We start from the raw sequence: 18,237 nt of genomic DNA, 5'->3' as shown, positions 1-18,237 counted from the left end.
GATGGTGGTCCCTCCTGTCGCGGGTCGGTACAGTTGGCGCAGAACGCGGTCGGGCGGAGCGAGAGGGAGGGCCATGTACTACTGGCTGTTCAAGTACATCCTGTTGGGCCCGCTGCTGTCGTTGCTTGGCCGGCCGAAAGTTGAAGGCCTGGAACATATTCCAAGTTCCGGCCCAGCGATCCTGGCCAGCAATCACCTGGCGGTGATGGACAGCTTCTACCTGCCGCTTGTGGTGCGTCGGCGGATCACCTTCCTGGCGAAGTCGGAGTACTTCACCGGCACGGGCCTCAAGGGCTGGTTCAAGCGCTGGTTCTTCACCGCCGTCGGTCAGGTGCCGATCGACCGCACCAATGCGGACGCCGCACAGGCCGCGCTCCAGACCGCCGAGCGGCTGCTGCGCCAGGGCAAGCTGCTGGGGATGTATCCGGAAGGCACCCGCTCGCCCGACGGCCGGCTGTACAAGGGCAAGACCGGCCTGGCCCGGCTCGCGCTGCACACCAACGTCCCGGTGATTCCGGTCGCGATGATCGGCACGAACGTCGTCAACCCGCCCGGCACGGGCATGCTGCGGTTCGGCCGGGTGACCGTCCGCTTCGGCAAGCCGATGGACTTCTCCCGCTTTGAGGGCCTGGCCGGTAACCGCTTCATCGAGCGTGCGGTCACCGACGAGGTGATCTACGAGCTGATGCAGCTCTCCGGGCAGGAGTACGTCGACATCTACGCAGCCAACCTCAAGGAGCGCAGCAACGGCGACGCGCCGACCGGCGCGCCCGCGCGGATCCCCGAGAGCGCCGTCGGCTAACTAACCGCCGACGTCGCTGAGCTGTCGGCTCTTGCCGGCGTCCGCTGCCGGATCGTCGGCGTCCCGCGACGGCGTGCGTGCGGTGACCGCGAGTCCCGCCACCACGAGGACCGCCAGCGCCCACCACACGTACGACATCCCGGCGAGCTGTCGCCACCAGGACGCCGCCATCTCGTGGTGCTTGGGCATCAGGTCGATCGGTGACCATCGCATCAGCGCCACCCCCGCGGCAGCGACCACCCCCAGCGCCACGCTGCGCCGCCGCCAGGCCAGCACGCCCGTCACCAGCACGGCCGGTAGCGCCCACACCCAGTGGTGCGACCACGACACCGGCGACACCACCAGCCCGAACAGCGCCACGCAGACGATCGCCAGCACCGGCTCGCCGGCCCGCAGCACCCGCCGCATCGCCCAGACCGTCAGGGCCAGCACCAGCAGCGACGCCGCCACCCACAGCAGGAAGCGTTGCTGCTCCCCGATTCCCGTGCGCGCCAGGGCGCCCGCGATGTTCTGGTCGGTATTGAGCGTCGCGGCGCCGATCCGGTCGGTGTGGTGCACAGTGCGGGTCCAGTACTCCCACGAGTCGTCCCACGCCAGCGCGAAGCCGATCAGGGTGGCCACCGCCAACGAGCCCAGCGCCGTGAGCGCCGCGCGGTTGTCGCGCCGGAGCAGGAAGTAGAGCAGGAACACCGCCGGGGTGAGCTTGAGCGCGATCCCCAGACCGAGCAGCACGCCGCGAGGCCACGGGGTGCGCCGCGGCACGCAGTCGGCGATCACCAGGGTCATTAGCACGACGTTGATCTGCCCGAAGGCGAAGTTCGATGCGATCGGTTCCAGCCAGATCGTCGCGGGCGCCACGATGGCCACGGCCAGCCACAGCCGGCGCAGCCACGCCGGGCCGGGCAGCAGGGCCGAGGTGTTCCACACGTCGAGCCGGGCCAGCACGATGACCGTCGAGACGATCAGCATCGCCAACGTCAGCGCCGTGATCGCAACGCTCGCGGCCGGCATGTGCAGCCAGGCGAACGGGCAGAACACGATCGCCGCCAGCGGGGGATAGGTGAACGGCAGGTCGATGCCAATGGGCGTGTGGAAAATCACGTCGCCGTGGTACAGCGGGCGGCCGTCTAGCCACGCCTGGCCCCCCATCTGATAGACGTCGATGTCGATCCGGTAGGGCGTGTGGCCGAACAACTGCCAGGCCGCGTAGCCGAGTCCCGCCAGGGCCAGCAGCCAGAGCGGGCACCAGAGCAGCGCCCGTCGGGAGCCACGTCTGGTTGTGCGGCCCGCGCCGGGCGCCTGCGTTCCACTCATGTCGCAGAACAGCGTAACGGTGCCTGACCCCGGGATGCGGGCACAGCGCGGCGCCCGCGGTGTCGGCGACCGCAGGCGTAGCTTCTGAGAAGTGCTGCATTGGTTCGCGCCGAGGGTGGCCCGGTGGTTTTCGCATGACATCGTGGCCGCCGGCCGGCTGCCGTTGTTGTGCTGCCTGGTCGCCTTCATCCTGACCTTCTTCGTGACGCGCAGCTTCGTCCGGTTCATCCGACACCGGGCCGCGCGCGGTCGCCCGACCAGGTGGTGGCATCCGCGCAACGTCCACATCGGGGACGTGCACATCCACCACGTGACGTTCGGTGTGGTGCTGGTGCTGTTATCCGGGCTCACCCTGGTGACGCTGTCGATCAACGGGCGCGAGCCCGAATTCACCCTGGGTGCAATCTGTTTCGGGATCGGCGCGGCCCTCGTGCTCGACGAGTACGCACTGATCCTGCACCTTTCCGACGTGTACTGGTCGGAAGACGGCCGCACCTCGGTGGACGCGGTGTTCGCCGCCGTCGGCGTGGCCGGGTTGCTGACCATGGGCCTGCACCCGCTGATGTTCTTCCTGCCCATCTGGGAAGACACCGATTCGGTGCCGCTGCGCGCCGCGGTGGCCGGCGCCCTGGTGCTGACGCTGCCGCTGGCGGTGGTGGTGGTGCTCAAGGGCAAGGTGTGGACCGGCCTGCTCGGCATGTTCATCGTGGTGCTGCTGGTCATCGGCGCCGTCCGCCTGTCGCGTCCGCACGCGCCGTGGGCCCGGTGGCGCTACACCGCTCGACCGGACAAGATGCGGCGGGCCCTGCAGCGCGAACGGATGCTGCGCCGGCCGGTGGTGCGCGCCAAGCTATACGTCCAGGGCGCGATCGCCGGGACGCCCGGACTGCCCGACGAACGTGCCGTCGACGCCCTCCTGGACGACGAGGTGCACCCCGCGCCGCCGCCCGAGGGGACGGGGCCCATCCTGGTCGCCCGATAGGCTGCGGCGTGTGCGGTACTTCTACGACACCGAGTTCATCGAGGACGGCCGCACCATCGAACTGATTTCCATCGGCGTGGTCGCAGAGGACGGCCGCGAGTATTACGCGGTGTCTACGGAGTTCGATCCCGAGCGAGCCGGCACCTGGGTCCGCGCCAACGTGTTGCCCAAGCTGCCGCCGGTGTCGTCGCAGTTGTGGCGTTCGCGTCGGCAGATCAGGGCGGACCTCGAGGACTTCTTCCGCATCGACGACGCCGACGGTGTCGAGCTGTGGGCGTGGATCGCGGCCTACGACCATGTGGCGTTGTGCCAGTTATGGGGCACAATGCCGCAACTGCCGCGGGCGCTGCCCCGCTTCACCCGGGAGCTTCGGCAGCTGTGGGAGGACCGAGGGGCCCCCCGGCTGCCGCCGCGGCCACCGGACGCCCACGACGCGCTGGTAGACGCGCGCGAGCAGGCGCGCCGATTCCGGATCATCACCTCCGGCGGCCGGTGAAAGCGCGTCGGGTTGCGCTCGCCCTGATGAGTCGTCGCATCCCGGTTACCATGTACCGATGAACTGGACCGTCGACATACCGTTCGACCAGCTGCCGTCGCTGCCGCCGCTGCCGGGCGACCTGCGCGCCCGCCTCGACGCCGCCCTGGCCCTACCGGCCGCCCAGCAACCCAGCTGGCCCGCCGAACAGGCAGCGTCGATGCGCACGGTCCTCGAGAGCGTGCCGCCGGTGACCGTGCCCTCTGAGATCGTCCGGCTGCAGGAGCACCTGGCCCAGGTCGCGCGCGGCGAGGCGTTCCTGCTGCAGGGCGGCGACTGCGCGGAGACGTTCGTCGACAACACCGAACCCCACATCCGCGGCAACATCCGCACCCTGCTGCAGATGGCGGTGGTGCTGACCTACGGCGCGAGCATGCCGGTGGTCAAGGTGGCCCGCATCGCGGGTCAGTACGCCAAACCCCGTTCGGCCGACGTCGACGCGCTGGGCCTGCGGTCCTACCGCGGGGACATGATCAACGGCTTCGCCCCGGATGCCGCGACGCGCGAGCACGACCCGTCGCGGCTGGTGCGCGCCTACGCCAATGCCAGCGCGGCCTTGAACCTGGTGCGCGCGCTGACCTCGTCGGGGCTGGCGTCGCTGCACCTCGTGCACGACTGGAACCGTGAGTTCGTCCGCACCTCGCCGGCCGGGGCGCGGTACGAGGCGCTGGCCAGCGAGATCGACCGGGGCCTGAAGTTCATGAGCGCCTGCGGAGTGGCCGACCGTAACCTGCAGACCGCCGAGATCTACGCGAGCCATGAGGCTTTGGTGCTCGACTACGAGCGGTCCATGCTGCGGTTGTCGGACGTCGAAGGTCTACCGCAGCTCTACGACCTGTCGGCGCACACCGTGTGGATCGGCGAGCGCACCCGCCAGCTCGACGGCGCGCATGTCGCGTTCGCCGAGGTGATCGCGAACCCGATCGGCGTGAAGATCGGCCCGACCATGACTCCCGAACTGGCCGTCGAGTACGTGGAGCGGCTCGACCCGCACAACAAGCCTGGACGCTTGACCCTGGTGACCCGGCTGGGCAACCACAAGGTGCGCGACGTGCTGCCGCCGATCATCGAGAAGGTGCAGGCCACCGGTCATCGGGTGATCTGGCAGTGCGATCCGATGCACGGCAACACCCACGAATCGTCGAACGGCTACAAGACCCGGCATTTCGACCGCATCGTCGACGAGGTGCAGGGCTTCTTCGAGGTGCACCGCGCGCTAGGCACTCACCCGGGCGGCATCCACATCGAGCTCACCGGCGAGAACGTCACCGAATGTCTCGGTGGCGCGCAGGACATTTCGGATGTGGACCTGGCCGGGCGCTACGAGACGGCGTGCGACCCGCGGCTGAACACTCAGCAGTCGCTGGAGCTCGCGTTCCTCGTGGCCGAGATGCTGCGCGAGTGAATTTCCGCACCGCGAGCGAGCGTGTCTGTACGGCGACACGCCGGTGCGGGCGTGCATTTGCGCACCCTCGCGGGCGATGGAGTCACAGCAGGCCGTTCAGATTGCTGCCGATGGTCCACGCCGCGGTAGCGACCAGGCCGGTGAGCGCCAGGATGACCGCCACCCAGATCAGTACCGCACGCCGGCCGCGCTGGCGGGCCCACACGAATTCGCTCATCGCGATGCCGGCGAATTCGCCTGAGATGGGCTCGTATTCGTAGTCGTCGCCGTTGTCGTAACCGTCGTCAAAGTCGTAGCCGTCGCGATCGGGCCGCGGTTCGGGTTGCTCGGCGGGCGCCGCCTCGGCCCACTCGCCGGGCCCCCGGGTCAGCTGCCGGGTGGCCTGGCGAACCGGCGCCGGGGCCGCCGGCGGCGGCCCGGCCGGCCGCTCGACCATCCGGCTGTGGTGCAGCGCCGCCGAGCGGTGCTGGGCGGAGTTGCGGGGCGCCGGCACCCGGAAGGCGGGCAGCCGCAGCTCGTCGGCGATCTCGTCCAGGTCTACGCCCATCTCGATGGCGTCGGCGTAGCGCCGCGCGGGGTCGCGGGCGGTCGCACGCTCGACGAACTCGTCGAATTGCGGCGGCACCCCCTCGATCACCGCGCTCGGCGGTGGCACATCGGTGTCCAGCCGCTGATAAGCGATCGACAGCGCCGAATCGCCAGTAAACGGCGTGCGCCCGGTGAGCAGCTCGTAGGTCAGGATCCCGGCGGAGTAGACGTCGCTGCGGGGGCCGGCGTTGCCGTCCCGCACCTGTTCGGGCGACAGGTAGGCCGCGGTGCCCAGAATGACGCTGGTGGAGGTGATCCCGGCTGCCGCGACGGCGCGGACCAAGCCGAAGTCGGCGATCTTGACGTCGCCGTCGTCCGAGATGAGCACGTTCTCGGGCTTGACGTCGCGGTGCACCAGGCCCGCGCGGTGCGCCGCCGCCAGCCCGCCGAGCACCGGGCGCAGCACCGCCGCCACGGCATGCGGCGGCATCGGTCCTCGTTCGGCGAGCAGCTCGCGCAGGGTGCCGCCCTCGATCAGCTCCATCACCAAAAACGGGTGCCGCGCGTCCATGCCCTGGTCGTACACCGCGACCAGACCCGGGTTCTTCAGCCGGGCCACGGTGCGGGCCTCGAGCCGGAAGCGGGTGAGGAACTGCTCGTCGCCGGCGTAGCGCGCGTCCATTACCTTGACTGCGACGGGCCGGTCAAGCCGGACATCGACGCCGCGGTACACCGTCGAGGTGCCGCCGCTGGCGATCCTGCACTCCACCAGGTACCGGCCGTCGAGCAACGTGCCCTCCAACGGATCCCCGGTACCGGTTGCGGCCACGGGGCCAGCTTAGGGGGCGGCGGGGGCGCCGCCGCGCGAACGGCCGGGCGGAACACGGCTCCAGCGCGCCGAGCAGGGCCTACACTGGCGCCGTGGGCAGCATTCCAGCCGGCGATGACGTATTGGACCCCGACGAACCGATTTATGACCTGACCCGGGTCGCCGAATTGCTCGGCTTGCCGATCAGCAAGGTTCACCAGCGGTTGCGGGAAGGTCATTTGGTCGCGGTGCGCCGGGACGGTGACGTGGTGGTGCCGCAGGTCTTCTTCACCCACTCCGGTGAGGTGGTCAAGAGCCTCCCGGGGCTGCTGACGATCCTGCACGACGGCGGCTACCACGAGACCGAGATCGTGCGTTGGCTGTTCACTCCGGACCCGTCGCTGACCGTCACCCGCGACGGCACCCGCGGTTCGTTGAGCAACGCGCGTCCCGTCGACGCGCTGCACGCCCACCAGGCCCGGGAGGTCCTGCGCCGGGCGCAGGCGATGGCCTACTGATGGCCTACTGACGGTGACGAAGCCGGGGCGCGGCGCAGCGCGTACCAGGCCACCAGCCCGCAGGCCGTGGCAATGAAAACGTGTAGCCACGAGTACATTCCGTGCGACCCGTCGGGCTTGAAGATCACCATGACCCACGTCGACAGGCCGGCGATCAACGCGACCGCCCGCCGGGACTGGGCCAGCGGGGCCGCCACCGCCAGTGGCCAGGAGTAGTACCAGGGCAGGGCGGCGGGCACGAACAGCACGACGATCAGCATCGACCACGCGATGCCCGTCAGCGCCGCCCGGTCGTCTCGCCGAAACCGCCACCACAGCAGCGGAAGTGACACCGCGATGATCGCGATGCCGATGTAGCGGGTTACCCGCAGCGTGGCGTAGAACTCGACCGGGAACAGCCCGCTGCCCAGCGCGTGGATGAGGTTGGCGGCCGCCGTCGGCACGGTCAGCCAGTTGATGATCTTCACCGATCCCGCCAGCGCCGTCAGCCACCCCAGGCCCACGCCGGCGACCGCGGACAGCACCCCGAACACCGCGCCGAAGATCAGCAGCGACACCGCGGTCGCCGCGAAAAACGCCTTCGCCGGCGAGTACCCACGCCGCTCGCGCAGGTGCCGCATCCACACCCACACCAGGAAGGGCAGCGAGATCCCGGCGGTGGCCTTGACCGCGATCGCGACCGTGATCAGCGTGACGCCCAGGACGTGGCGGCCGGCGAACGTCAGGGCGATGCCGGCGGCCATCAGGCCCACCATCAGCATCTCGTTGTGCACGCCGCCCATCAGGTGGATGAGCACCAGCGGGTTGAGCACACAGATCCACAGGGCGATCGAGCCGTCGGTACCCAGCTGCCGCGCCAGGCGTGGGGCGGCCCAGATCAGCAGCGCCAGCCCGGGCAGCATGCACAGGCGCAGCAGCGCGGTCCCGGCGACGACGTTGTTGCCGACGACGATCGTGACGAATTTCGCGACCAGGATGAACGCCGGGCCGTAGGGGGCGGTGGTGATCGTCCAGATCGGACTCACGTTGTCCAGCAGGATGTTCGGGTTGGCGACGGGTCCGACCGCGTAGGGGTCGAGGCCGTCGCGCAGCAGCGCGCCCTGGGCCAGGTACGAGTAGGTGTCGCGGCTGAAAACCGGCACCGAGAGCAGGAGCGGCGCCAGCCAGAAACCGGTGGTGGCTCTCATCGTGAACTCGGTCACCTGCCCGGCCAGCGCGCGTCGGCCGAGGGCAATCCACGCGATGAGCATGATGCCCACGCCCGCCCACAGCAGGATCGACGACAGCACCAAGCCGTGGCCGAACCGCATCCAGGACATGTGGATCGTTTCCAGCAGCGGGTCGTGCTGGCGGGTGCTGCCCGCCCCGAGTCCACCGGTGGTGATCAGGACCGAGCCGAGCAGGCCCAACCGCGCCGGACCGGACTCGGGGGCTGCGGCGAAGGTCGTGAGTCGTGAAAAACGTTGCCGAATAGTCGGTTTGGCCCTCGCTTCGTCGGCGGGCGGGGTATGCGTCGGCGTAGACATCGTCAGGCGGAGCGGTCGGTGGCCATCTTGGCCATCTCGGACAGCCCGGCTTTGGCGGCCGCGTGCACGGGTGCGGCCGCCAAAGCGTCCAGCGCGCGCCGCGTCAGGTCGGCGATGCGACGCTCGGCGGCATCCAGCGCGCCGACGGACTCGATCACCGCCCGCAATTCGTCGACCTGTGCGTCGGTCAGCTCGGCGCCAATGGAGCTGCGCAACAGCGCGGCCGCGGCGGGGTCCGACCGGTCGGCGAGCTCGACCGCCTCGGCCAGTAGCACCGTCCGCTTACCGGAGCGCAGGTCGTCCCCAGACGGCTTGCCGGTCACCGCCGGGTCCCCGAACACGCCCAGCACGTCGTCGCGCAGCTGGAACGCCACCCCGAGGTCCGTCCCGAGCCGGCCGAACGCCGTCTGCACGTCCGGCCTGTCGGCCGCGGCCGCCACCCCGAGCTGCAGGGGGCGGGTCACCGTGTAGCAGGCCGTCTTGAAGGTGTCGACGTTCATCGCCGACGCGATGGACTCGGCGGCGCTCGCCTCGGCAACGATGTCGAGGTACTGCCCGCCCAGCACCTCGGTGCGGATACCGGCCCACACGGGCCGAATCCGCCGGTGCGCGTCCGGTGTTACCGCCCAGTCGGCGACGATGTCGTCGGCCCAGGCCAGCGCGAGGTCACCGAGCAGGATGGCCGCCGACTCGCCGAACCGCTGCGGCGAACCCCGCCATCCGCGCTCGCGGTGCAGCGCGGCGAAGCGGACGTGCGTCGTCGGCCTGCCGCGGCGGGTGGAGGAGTCGTCGATCACGTCGTCGTGCACCAGGGCGCAGGCGTGCAAGAGTTCGAGGGCCGAAAACAGCAGCAGTGCATCGGAATTCGGCTCGTCATCGGCCACGGCACGCCAGCCCCAGTACGCGAAGGCGGGCCGCAGCCGCTTGCCGCCGCCCAGCACGAAGTCTTCCAGCGCGGCGATCAGCTGGTCGTACTCCCCGCCTTCGGAGCTGATGTAGGCACTCTCGGCGCGCCGTTCGTGCAGATATTGCCGAAGCCGTTCGGTGATCGCGCCGGTCGACTCGACGGCTGCCGCTGCGTTTGCGGTTTCCGGGCTCAGCGCGGCGCCCCTTCCTGCTCGGCCTGGCTCGTGCGGTCCTGGGCCGACAGTTTATGTCGCTCCGGCGGCCGCACGAGCTTGGACCGCCTCAGTATTCCCCCGCCGAGATTCCCCCGCCGAGCGGCGGGTCCGCCCACGCCTATGCTGGCGGAGGTGTCTGGGCGCTACGGCAGCGCGGCCATCCATAGCCCAGGGAAATGGTCGTCTGACGGACGGAGAGGAGCTGCGTGACCCTCAACACCATCGCCCTCGAGCTGGTGCCCCCGAATTGCGACGATGGTCAGCAGCGGGCCCTCGAGGACGCGCGGAAAGTCGTGCGGTACTCGGCCGAATCCGGCCTCGACGGCCGGCTCCGACACGTGATGATCCCGGGGATGATCGCGGAAGACGACGACCGGCCCGTCCCGATGAAGCCGAAGCTGGACGTGCTCGACTTCTGGTCGATCATCAAACCGGAACTGCCGGAGATGCACGGCCTCTGCACGCAGGTCACCGCGTTCATGGACGAGGCGTCGTTGCGGGACCGGCTCGCCGCCCTGTGTTCTGCCGGGATGGAAGGCGTCGTCTTCGTCGGCGTGCCGCGCACCATGAACGACGGCGAGGGATCGGGCGTGGCACCCACCGATGCCCTGTCGATCTACCGCGACCTGGTGCCCAACCGGGGCGTCATCCTCATCCCGACCCGCGACGGCGAGCAGGGCCGCTTCAACTTCAAGTGCGACCAGGGCGCCAACTACGCCATGACCCAGCTGCTGTACTCCGACGCGATCGTCGACTTCCTGGCCGAATTCGCCAAGACCAGCGACCACCGGCCGGAGATCCTGCTGTCGTTCGGGTTCGTCCCGACGGTCGAGGACCGGGTCGGCCTGATCAACTGGCTGATCCAGGATCCGGGTAACGCGGCGGTGGCGGGCGAGCAGGAGTTCGTCAAACGGCTGGCGGGCAGCGAGCCGGCCGACAAGCGCCGGCTCATGGTCGACCTCTACAAGCGGGTGATCGACGGCGTCGCCGATCTCGGCTTCCCGCTCAGCGTCCATTTCGAGGCCACGTACGGGGTGTCGGGGCCGGCGTTCCAGACGTTCGCGGAGATGCTCGACTACTGGTCGCCCGCGCGGCGCGACTAGGCCGGCGGCTGGTCGCGCGGCGCAGTGATCCGCGGGGAGCGATCCCGGCCGATCCAGGCGAGCAGCGCCACCACGCCGGCCGCCGCGAAGGATGCGATGCCCAGCCAGACGCCGGCGCCGGTGAACGAGCGGGTGTTCGGGTCGGTGGAGCGGGCCTGGGCGGTCATGGTGCTGACCACGCCGGGCTTGAGCTTCCAGGACACCACCTCGGGCTCGACACGGTCGCCATTGGTAGAGGTCACCACGCCGGGGAAGGCGACGGTCAGCTCGACGTCCGCCTCGGAGTCGGTCACCGACGTCAGGTCCGCCCTGCCTTCCAGGATCACCAGGTTGCCGTTCCGGCGCAGCGACAGGTTTACTCCGGAGGCGTCGGAGTTCATGTTCGCCAGCTCCGGCAACTCGGCGAAGGTCAGGTCCGAGAACACCGCCTGCGACCCGACGTAGCCGTCGCTGTCGTAGTTCGACACCGCCACCTTCTGGCCGAACGGCAGGTTGTTCGTGTCGAGCTGCGGGCCCATGTCCTTCGGGGTCCTGGGCTTGGCGGCGGCGACGATTTCCCCGGACACCATGTCGTCGGGGGAGATGGTGAGCGACGCCCGGACGCGGAGGCACCCGGTGGCCAGGGGGACGAGGAAAAGCAGCATCGCGATGGCCAACGCGCGGCGGCGCCGGGGGACGGATCGCCGGGCCGGGAGCGGAGGGGAGCTGGCGCGCACCAGGTCATCGTGCCAGATGCGGTGTGTCGCCTCGGCGACTCGCCCCGCGTCGCGGCGCTATAGCGCTAAGGGGACGCCGGGCTCTGAAGGGGCGCGGAGCTCTCCAGCGGCAGTGCGCGGCCCAGGATTGCGAAGGCCCGCGGGTCACCGGCGAAGTGGTAACCGCGGATGACGTCCGTGAAGCCGAGTCGCCGGTACAACCGCCATGCCCGGTTGGGCTCACCGCTGGTTTCCGGCGTCGAGAGCAAGACGTTCTGCTCGGTCCGGCGCTCCAACAGCCGGCGGGCGAGCGCCTCGCCCAGCCCGCGGCCCTGCGCGCGGGGATGGATGTGCAACTCGGTCAGCTCGAAATAGCTGGTCATCAGGCGCGCGATCTCCTGCGGCGGCTGGCCGCCGCGCTGCAACCCCAGCACGACCTGTTGCTGCCACCACTGCCCCGGGGCGCCCGGATAGCCGTAGGCCACGCCGAGCAGCGGCGCGTCACTCAGGTCGGCGGCCGACGGGGAGGAACCGTGGGCGACGTCGGACTCCACGACCCCGACGCCCTGCCACCCCCGTCGCCGCAGGTGCTCGAGCCACATCGCGGCGCGCTGGTGCTCGGTGCCGCGCGGGTAGCGCATCGCGTCGACGTAGACCCCGAGGGCGTCGCCGAGGCGGCGCTCCATGTCCTGCGGCGGCAGATCGATGAGGAAGATCGCCAACTGCGGTGCCTCCTCGTCCGGTCATCCCGTGCGGTTGCCCCTCCGGTCCCCGCGCTCACGCAATTATCGGACCCGGGTGGGGCCGTTCGACGGGCGGGCGCGAACGGGGCGGCCCGCTCGAAGCAAAGGGGGTTGGCGCGCAGCGAGGTTCCGCGTCCGCCGCGTGTGGGGTGGGTGTGGGGCAGCGAAGAGGGTGGACGGGGATAGAATCGCCGCCGAACCGGTGGTAAGGCGCAGATTGACCTCGTATCATTTGATTTAGTTGCCCTCCCAACGGGCATCCGCGTGCTACCGATGGATACGCGTCAACGTGCCGGCAAGGAGGGACGAATGCCACTCTCCGATCATGAGCAGCGGATGCTCGATCAGATCGAGAGCGCTCTCTATGCCGAGGACCCCAAGTTCGCGTCGAGCGTGCGCGGCGGGGGCTTCCGGGCGCCGACGGCGCGGCGGCGGTTGCAGGGCGCGGCGTTGTTCGTGATCGGTTTGGCGATGCTGGTGTCCGGGGTGGCGTTCAAAGCCACCATGATCGGAAGTTTCCCGATCCTCAGCGTCATCGGTTTCATCGTGATGTTCGGCGGTGTGGTGTTCGCCATCACCGGGCCGCGGTTGTCGGGGCGGCCGGGCCATTCCGGTCCGGCGGTCGGTTCGCCGCGCCAGCGCCGCAACAAAGGCGGGGGCTCGTTCACCAGCCGGATGGAAGACCGGTTCCGCCGTCGCTTCGACGACTAGCGGCACACGGCACGACACCGCGGGGTAGCCAACAGCTGCCCCGCTTGTCGTTTGTGGGGCGTCTGGGCCGGGGGTGCCACGTGAGCGCCGCGGTGCGCTGAGCGCGGGGTCGGCGGCATCGTTTCAGGCTCGGATAGCCCTGGGCCGTCCGGCAGACCCGTTGAGTCCCTTTTGAATCCAAACCGAGCCGGAATCGAGGCTTCGGGCCTGGATGCACGCCCCACCTTGCCCCACCCGACTCCCCGCCTTGCCCCACCGCGCGGTTCTAGGCCTCTGACATGCGCGTTTTATGAGCCTCGGGGCGTTTGCCGGGTGACGTGGCGCATCTCGTCGTCCCACTGAAAGCGCATTTGGGGGCGGAGAACCGCGAAAACACGGCGACGACATCCAATTAATGGGGAGAAGTGGGGGATTGTGGGGTATGGTGGCTCAAGTGTTCGGGTGACCCCGCAGGGGAGGTGAGCAGGTGTTTCTCGGCACCTACACGCCAAAACTCGACGACAAGGGGCGGCTCACGCTGCCCGCCAAGTTCCGCGACGCACTGGCAGGGGGGTTGATGGTCACCAAGAGCCAAGACCACAGCCTGGCCGTGTACCCGCGCGCGGAATTCGAGCAGCTGGCCCGCCGGGCAAGCAAGACGTCGCGGAGCAACCCCGAGGCCAGGGCCTTCCTGCGCAACCTCGCCGCCGGCACCGACGAACAACATCCCGACGCGCAGGGCCGGATCACGCTGTCGGCCGACCACCGCCGGTACGCGAACCTGTCCAAGGACTGCGTGGTCATCGGAGCGGTCGACTTCCTCGAGATCTGGGATGCGCAGGCCTGGAACGACTACCAACAGACCCACGAAGAGAACTTCTCCGCGGCCAGCGATGAAGCACTCGGCGACATCATCTGAGGCGCGTGCCCGTGCATCGTGGTCTCTGCCCGAACCGACCCTGGCGTACTTCCCCAACGCCAGGTTCGTGCCTTCGGACAGGGACCTCGGTGCAGGGGCGGCCCTCGGGTTCCTAGGGTCGCGAGAGTGCCGCCAAACCCGGGGAGGCGTTGCGGTGGCTGACAATTCAGACGACTACGGCCACGTGCCCGTGCTGCTGGAACGCTGCGTCGAGCTGCTTTCCCCAGCATTGACCCGGCACCAGCCCGACGGGTCGGGCGCGGTGCTGGTCGACGCGACCCTGGGCGCCGCCGGACACGCCGAGCGATTCCTCAGCGAGCTGCCCGGGCTGCGGCTGATCGGGCTCGACCGCGACCCGAGCGCCCTGGGCATCGCGCGGCGCCGACTGGCGCGGTTCGCCGACCGGGCCACCCTGGTGCACACCCGCTATGACGGAATCCCGGCCGCGCTCGACGAATGCGGTTTGGCGGCAACGGAATCGGTCGACGCTGTGCTCTTCGACCTCGGCGTGTCGTCCATGCAGCTCGACCGTCCCGAGCGCGGGTTCGCGTACGCGCAGGACGCACCCCTGGACATGCGGATGGACCCGGAGTCCGCGCTGACCGCCGCCGACATCCTCAACACCTACGACGAGGCGGAACTGGCCGGCATCCTGCACCGCTTCGGTGAGGAGCGGTTCGCCCGCCGCATCGCCGCGCGGATCGTCCGCCAGCGCGCCCGCACCCCGTTCACGTCGACCACCCAACTGGTCGAGCTGCTCTACGAGGCGATCCCGGCGCCGGCCCGGCGGACCGGCGGCCACCCGGCGAAGCGCACCTTCCAGGCGCTGCGGATCGCCGTCAACGACGAGCTGGAGTCGCTGCGCCGGGCGCTTCCCGCCGCGCTCGGCGCGCTGGCCGTGTCGGGCCGCGTCGTCGTGCTGGCCTACCAGTCCCTGGAGGACCGCATCGTCAAGCGGGTGTTCGCCGACGCGGTCGCGTCCCGCACGCCGGTGGACCTGCCCTTCGAGCTTCCCGGGCACGAGCCGCGGTTCCGCTCCCTGACGCACGGCGCCGAGCGCGCGGACGCCGCCGAGGTCGAACGCAATCCCCGCAGCGCCGCCGTGCGGTTGCGGGCCCTGCAACGAATTGGGAAAGGCGACTCATGAAGGTGAAGCGCGAGGCGCCGATACGCGGCCGCGGCAACGACCGCCGGGGTGTTCGCGACGGTTCGGCCCGGACCGGCAGGCGGGCCGGGGCCGACCCGGTGTCGTCGCGGCGGAACCGGCCTGGCCGGGTCGCCGCTCCCGCCCGGGACGCCTGGGCGCCCAGGTCGGGGCCGCAGACCAGCCCGATCACCCGGCCGGTCGAGCTGCCGGCCCGGCCCAAGAGCACCAGCCAAGCGAAGGCGCGGGCCAAGGCGCGCAAAGCCAAGGCGCCCAAGGTTATTCGGCCCCGCCTGAGCGAGCGCCTGGCCATCCGTCTCGCGTCGACCGACCTGCGGCCGCGCACCATCGCGAGCAAAGTCCCATTCGTCGTGCTGGTGATCGGGGCGCTGGCGCTGGGCCTGGGGCTCACGCTGTGGTTGTCCACGGACTCCGCGGAGCGTTCCTATCAGCTGAGCCACGCCCGCGAGAAGAACCGGATGCTGCAGCAACAGAAGGAATCGTTGGAACGTGATGTGCGCGAGGCGGAGTCGGCCCCGGCGCTGGCCGAGGCGGCCCGCAAGCAGGGCATGATCCCGACGCGCGACACCGCGCACCTGGTCCAGGACCCGTCCGGCAACTGGGTGGTCGTGGGCACGCCGAAGCCCGCCGATGGCGTGCCGCCGCCACCGCTGAACAGCAAGCTTCCCGATGCCGGCCCACCGCCGCCGCCCCAGCCGGCCGCGCTGCCCCCCGAGGTGCCCGTTCGCGTCGAGCCCGGTGCGGGCGCCCCGCCCGTCCCGGCCAGGCCGGGCCCCGAGGCGCTGCTGCGCGCGCCCGACGGCGCCTCCACGGTCGGCGGGCAGCACCTGCCGCAGGCGGTGCCGCAGTTGCCCGGGCTGCCCAACGGCCCGCTCACCGGCCAGGTGCCGGGCGCCATCCCGACGCCGGGCCTGCCGGCGCCCGCCGCGCCCATGCCGGGGCTGCCGACGCCCGGGGGACCGGCGCCCGCGCAGGGCCCCGCGGAAGTCTCAATCCCCCTGGGCGGCTTGCCGATTCCGTCACCGGCTCGCGTGCCGGCGCCGTTACCGGCCGAGGTCCCGGTTCCGGTGCTGCCGGGTCCGCCGCCCGCCGCGTCGCAGGCGGTCGTCCCGGTGATCCCCGGAGCCCCGGCGCCGGGAGGGTTCCCGAGCCCGGGCCCGGGTAACGGGCTCGCGACCGGTGGGCAGGTCTTGCTGCCGGCCGCCGTGCCCCCGGGTGCCGGCCGATGAGCCGGGGCGACGCCCGACGGACCCGCCAGTCGACCCGGCCGACGCGCGGTCCCCGCAACCCGCAGCAGGCCGAGGGCCTCCGGCAACCCAAGCGGCTGCGCAAGCCGCGGCAAGCCGAGCAGGGCCGAGACGCCCGGGAACCCAAGGGATTCCGCAAGGCCAAGAAGGCCAAGGCGGCGGCCCGCCCGGCGGCGGCACCGGCCGGTCATTCGGCCAAGGAGCGCCGAACCCGGCAGATCGTCGCGGCCGGAAGCCGCGGCGCGTCGTTCGTCTTCCGGCACCGCGCCGGCAATGCGGTGATCCTGGTGTTGATCCTGGTGGCCGCCATCCAGCTGTTCGTCCTGCAGGTCACCGACGCGCCGACGCTGCGCGCCCAGGCGGCCGGGCAACTGAAGGTCACCGACGTCGAGAAGGCGATCCGCGGCAGCATCGTCGACCGCCACAACGACCAGCTCGCGTTCACCACCGAGTCGCGCGCGCTGACCTTCCAGCCCAAACGCATCCGGCACCAGCTGGAGGAGGCCAAACAGAAGAACTCGGCGGCGCCCGATCCCCAGCAGCGGCTGCGCGACATCGCCAAGGAGGTCGCGACCCGGCTGGGTAACAAGCCCGACGTCCCGACCCTGCTAAAGAAGCTGCAGAGCGACGAGAACTTCGTCTACCTCGCCCGCGCGGTCGACCCCGCCGTCGCCAGCGCGATCTCCGACAAGTACCCCGAGGTCGGCTCCGAGCGCCAGGACATGCGCCAGTATCCGGGCGGGTCGCTGGCGGCCAACATCGTCGGCGGCATCGACTGGGACGGCCACGGGCTGCTCGGCCTGGAGGAGTCCATGGACTCGGTGCTGTCCGGGACCGACGGATCGGTCACCTACGACCGGGGCTCCGACGGCGTCGTGATCCCCGGCAGCTACCGCAACCGGCACAAGGCCGTCAACGGCTCCACCGTCCAGCTGACCCTCGACGACGACATCCAGTTCTACGTGCAGCAGCAGGTGCAGCAGGCCAAGAACCTGTCCGGGGCGCACAACGTCTCGGCCGTCGTGCTGGACGCCAAGACGGGCGAGGTGCTGGCCATGGCCAACGACAACACCTTCGACCCGTCGCAGGACATCGGCCGGCAAGGTGACAAGCAGCTGGGCAACCTGGCGGTGTCGTCACCGTTCGAGCCGGGATCGGTGAACAAGGTGATCACCGCGTCGTCGGTGATCGAGTACGGGCTGTCCAACCCCGACGAGGTGCTGCAGGTGCCCGGCACCATCTCGATGGGCGGCGTCTCGATCCACGACGCGTGGGAGCACGGCGTCATGCCCTACACGACCACGGGCGTATTCGGGAAGTCCTCCAACGTCGGGACGCTGATGCTGGCGCAGCGGGTGGGGCCGGAACGCTTCTACGACATGGTGCGCAAGTTCGGGCTCGGCCAGCGCACCAACGTCGGACTGCCCGGTGAGAGCTCCGGGCTGGTGCCGCCCATTGACCAGTGGTCTGGCAGCACGTTCTCGAACCTCCCGATCGGGCAGGGCCTTTCGATGACCCTGCTGCAGATGGCGGGCATGTACCAGGCGATCGCCAACGACGGCGTCCGGATACCGCCGCGCATCATCAAGGCGACCATCGCCCCCGACGGCACCCGCACCGAGGAGCCGCGGCCCGACGGCGTCCGCGTGGTGTCGGCGCAGACCGCGCAGACCGTGCGGGGGATGCTGCGCGCGGTCGTGCAGCGCGACCCGATGGGGTACCAGCAGGGCACCGGGTCGGCGGCCGGCGTGCCGGGCTACCAGATGGCGGGCAAGACCGGTACCGCGCAGCAGATCAATCCGGCGTGCGGCTGCTACTTCGACAACGTCTACTGGATCACCTTCGCGGGCATGGCCACGGTGGACAATCCGCGCTACGTGGTCGGGATCATGATGGACAACCCGGAGCGCAACGCCGACGGCACGCCTGGGCACTCCGCGGCCCCGCTGTTCCACAACATCGCCGGCTGGCTGATGCAGCGGGAGAACGTCCCGCTGTCGCCCGACCCGGGGCCGCCGCTCACCTTGCAGGCCACCTAGCCGCACCGGGCCGCCCGGCGTTTCGGCGCCACGACGCGACGTTGGGCGCGGCTGCGAGGCGCGGCAAGACCGCGTCACCCCGGTGCCTCGGTAGGGT

At 70.3% G+C, this 18,237-nt stretch carries 17 protein-coding genes; 11 read left to right on the top strand and 6 right to left on the bottom strand.

The window, feature by feature from the left end; genetic code table 11:
• Positions 1–73: 73 nt before the first annotated feature.
• A complete protein-coding gene (locus tag SKC42_RS15105; protein WP_330965096.1) occupies positions 74–802 on the top strand; it encodes a lysophospholipid acyltransferase family protein in 729 nt (242 codons plus the stop codon).
• On the opposite strand, the gene SKC42_RS15100 is transcribed toward SKC42_RS15105, so the two are convergent.
• Positions 803–2,116 (bottom strand): glycosyltransferase 87 family protein, encoded by a 1,314-nt coding sequence (locus SKC42_RS15100; protein WP_330965095.1) that lies wholly within the window; start codon positions 2,114–2,116, stop codon positions 803–805. It abuts the gene before it with no gap.
• Between the two features lie 115 nt (positions 2,117–2,231).
• Here SKC42_RS15100 and SKC42_RS15095 point away from each other — a divergent pair, with 115 nt between their 5' ends.
• From SKC42_RS15095 to SKC42_RS15085, 3 genes are read left to right on the top strand one after another with little or no spacing between them, the layout of a single operon-like run.
• On the top strand, positions 2,232–3,098 hold the full coding sequence (locus SKC42_RS15095; protein ID WP_330965182.1) for a hypothetical protein: 867 nt from the start codon (positions 2,232–2,234) through the stop codon (positions 3,096–3,098).
• A gap of 10 nt (positions 3,099–3,108) precedes the next feature.
• Positions 3,109–3,594: a polyadenylate-specific 3'-exoribonuclease AS gene (locus SKC42_RS15090; RefSeq protein ID WP_330965094.1), complete on the top strand. Its 486-nt coding sequence runs from the start codon at positions 3,109–3,111 to the stop codon at positions 3,592–3,594.
• Positions 3,595–3,652: 58 nt separating this feature from the next.
• Entirely contained in the window at positions 3,653–5,038 is a 1,386-nt protein-coding gene (locus tag SKC42_RS15085; RefSeq protein ID WP_330965093.1) for a class II 3-deoxy-7-phosphoheptulonate synthase, read from the top strand.
• 82 nt (positions 5,039–5,120) lie between these two features.
• On the opposite strand, the gene SKC42_RS15080 is transcribed toward SKC42_RS15085, so the two are convergent.
• Positions 5,121–6,395: a protein kinase domain-containing protein gene (locus tag SKC42_RS15080; RefSeq protein ID WP_330965092.1), complete on the bottom strand. Its 1,275-nt coding sequence runs from the start codon at positions 6,393–6,395 to the stop codon at positions 5,121–5,123.
• Positions 6,396–6,487: 92 nt separating this feature from the next.
• Here SKC42_RS15080 and SKC42_RS15075 point away from each other — a divergent pair, with 92 nt between their 5' ends.
• Positions 6,488–6,892 carry an Rv2175c family DNA-binding protein gene (locus SKC42_RS15075; RefSeq protein WP_330965091.1) on the top strand — a complete coding sequence of 135 codons (405 nt, stop codon included), beginning with the start codon at positions 6,488–6,490 and terminating at the stop codon, positions 6,890–6,892.
• On the opposite strand, the gene SKC42_RS15070 is transcribed toward SKC42_RS15075, so the two are convergent.
• Together SKC42_RS15070 and idsA2 are read right to left on the bottom strand one after the other, a co-directional pair.
• Positions 6,886–8,418 (bottom strand): alpha-(1->6)-mannopyranosyltransferase A, encoded by a 1,533-nt coding sequence (locus tag SKC42_RS15070; protein WP_330965090.1) that lies wholly within the window; start codon positions 8,416–8,418, stop codon positions 6,886–6,888. The genes SKC42_RS15075 and SKC42_RS15070 overlap by 7 nt on opposite strands.
• Positions 8,419–8,420: 2 nt before the next feature.
• Positions 8,421–9,518 carry a bifunctional (2E,6E)-farnesyl/geranyl diphosphate synthase gene (gene idsA2 / locus SKC42_RS15065; protein WP_330965181.1) on the bottom strand — a complete coding sequence of 366 codons (1,098 nt, stop codon included), beginning with the start codon at positions 9,516–9,518 and terminating at the stop codon, positions 8,421–8,423.
• A gap of 227 nt (positions 9,519–9,745) precedes the next feature.
• Here idsA2 and SKC42_RS15060 point away from each other — a divergent pair, with 227 nt between their 5' ends.
• Positions 9,746–10,642: a mycobacterial-type methylenetetrahydrofolate reductase gene (locus SKC42_RS15060; protein WP_330965089.1), complete on the top strand. Its 897-nt coding sequence runs from the start codon at positions 9,746–9,748 to the stop codon at positions 10,640–10,642.
• Here the strand turns inward: SKC42_RS15060 and SKC42_RS15055 are convergent.
• Complete coding sequence (locus tag SKC42_RS15055) at positions 10,639–11,286, bottom strand: LppM family (lipo)protein (RefSeq protein WP_330965180.1); 648 nt, start codon at positions 11,284–11,286, stop codon at positions 10,639–10,641. The genes SKC42_RS15060 and SKC42_RS15055 overlap by 4 nt on opposite strands.
• A 137-nt stretch (positions 11,287–11,423) precedes the next feature.
• Positions 11,424–12,059 carry a GNAT family N-acetyltransferase gene (locus SKC42_RS15050; protein ID WP_330965088.1) on the bottom strand — a complete coding sequence of 212 codons (636 nt, stop codon included), beginning with the start codon at positions 12,057–12,059 and terminating at the stop codon, positions 11,424–11,426.
• Positions 12,060–12,389: 330 nt separating this feature from the next.
• Between SKC42_RS15050 and SKC42_RS15045 the strand changes: the two genes are divergently transcribed.
• The 5 genes from SKC42_RS15045 to SKC42_RS15025 all read left to right on the top strand — a co-directional run bounded on the left by SKC42_RS15045 (position 12,390) and on the right by SKC42_RS15025 (position 18,140).
• Entirely contained in the window at positions 12,390–12,791 is a 402-nt protein-coding gene (locus SKC42_RS15045) for a DUF3040 domain-containing protein (RefSeq protein ID WP_330965087.1), read from the top strand.
• Between the two features lie 466 nt (positions 12,792–13,257).
• Positions 13,258–13,689 (top strand): division/cell wall cluster transcriptional repressor MraZ, encoded by a 432-nt coding sequence (mraZ, locus tag SKC42_RS15040; RefSeq protein WP_085254095.1) that lies wholly within the window; start codon positions 13,258–13,260, stop codon positions 13,687–13,689.
• Positions 13,664–14,836, top strand: coding sequence for a 16S rRNA (cytosine(1402)-N(4))-methyltransferase RsmH (gene rsmH / locus SKC42_RS15035; protein WP_330965086.1), 1,173 nt, complete (start codon positions 13,664–13,666; stop codon positions 14,834–14,836). Before mraZ ends, rsmH begins: the two co-directional genes overlap by 26 nt.
• Entirely contained in the window at positions 14,833–16,083 is a 1,251-nt protein-coding gene (locus tag SKC42_RS15030; RefSeq protein ID WP_330965085.1) for a hypothetical protein, read from the top strand. The genes rsmH and SKC42_RS15030 overlap by 4 nt, the downstream gene beginning before the upstream one ends.
• Complete coding sequence (locus SKC42_RS15025) at positions 16,080–18,140, top strand: peptidoglycan D,D-transpeptidase FtsI family protein (protein ID WP_330965084.1); 2,061 nt, start codon at positions 16,080–16,082, stop codon at positions 18,138–18,140. Before SKC42_RS15030 ends, SKC42_RS15025 begins: the two co-directional genes overlap by 4 nt.
• Positions 18,141–18,237: the final 97 nt, after the last annotated feature.

It is taken from the genome of Mycobacterium sp. 050134 (genome assembly GCF_036409085.1).
Classification (GTDB): Bacteria; Actinomycetota; Actinomycetes; order Mycobacteriales; family Mycobacteriaceae; genus Mycobacterium.
Note: the sequence above shows the minus strand (reverse complement) of the source record. Positions and strands in the feature narration are given on the sequence as shown.

Excerpts from the sequence above, each read along its gene's own strand:
- SKC42_RS15055 (WP_330965180.1), bottom strand. The coding sequence starts at position 11,286 with ATGCTGCTTTTCCTCGTCCCCCTGGCCACCGGGTGCCTCCGCGTCCGG.
- SKC42_RS15100 (WP_330965095.1), bottom strand. The coding sequence starts at position 2,116 with ATGAGTGGAACGCAGGCGCCCGGCGCGGGCCGCACAACCAGACGTGGC.
- rsmH (WP_330965086.1), top strand. The coding sequence starts at position 13,664 with ATGAAGCACTCGGCGACATCATCTGAGGCGCGTGCCCGTGCATCGTGG.
- SKC42_RS15070 (WP_330965090.1), bottom strand. The coding sequence starts at position 8,418 with ATGTCTACGCCGACGCATACCCCGCCCGCCGACGAAGCGAGGGCCAAA.
- SKC42_RS15085 (WP_330965093.1), top strand. The coding sequence starts at position 3,653 with ATGAACTGGACCGTCGACATACCGTTCGACCAGCTGCCGTCGCTGCCG.
- SKC42_RS15030 (WP_330965085.1), top strand. The coding sequence starts at position 14,833 with ATGAAGGTGAAGCGCGAGGCGCCGATACGCGGCCGCGGCAACGACCGC.
- SKC42_RS15045 (WP_330965087.1), top strand. The coding sequence starts at position 12,390 with ATGCCACTCTCCGATCATGAGCAGCGGATGCTCGATCAGATCGAGAGC.
- SKC42_RS15105 (WP_330965096.1), top strand. The coding sequence starts at position 74 with ATGTACTACTGGCTGTTCAAGTACATCCTGTTGGGCCCGCTGCTGTCG.
- SKC42_RS15025 (WP_330965084.1), top strand. The coding sequence starts at position 16,080 with ATGAGCCGGGGCGACGCCCGACGGACCCGCCAGTCGACCCGGCCGACG.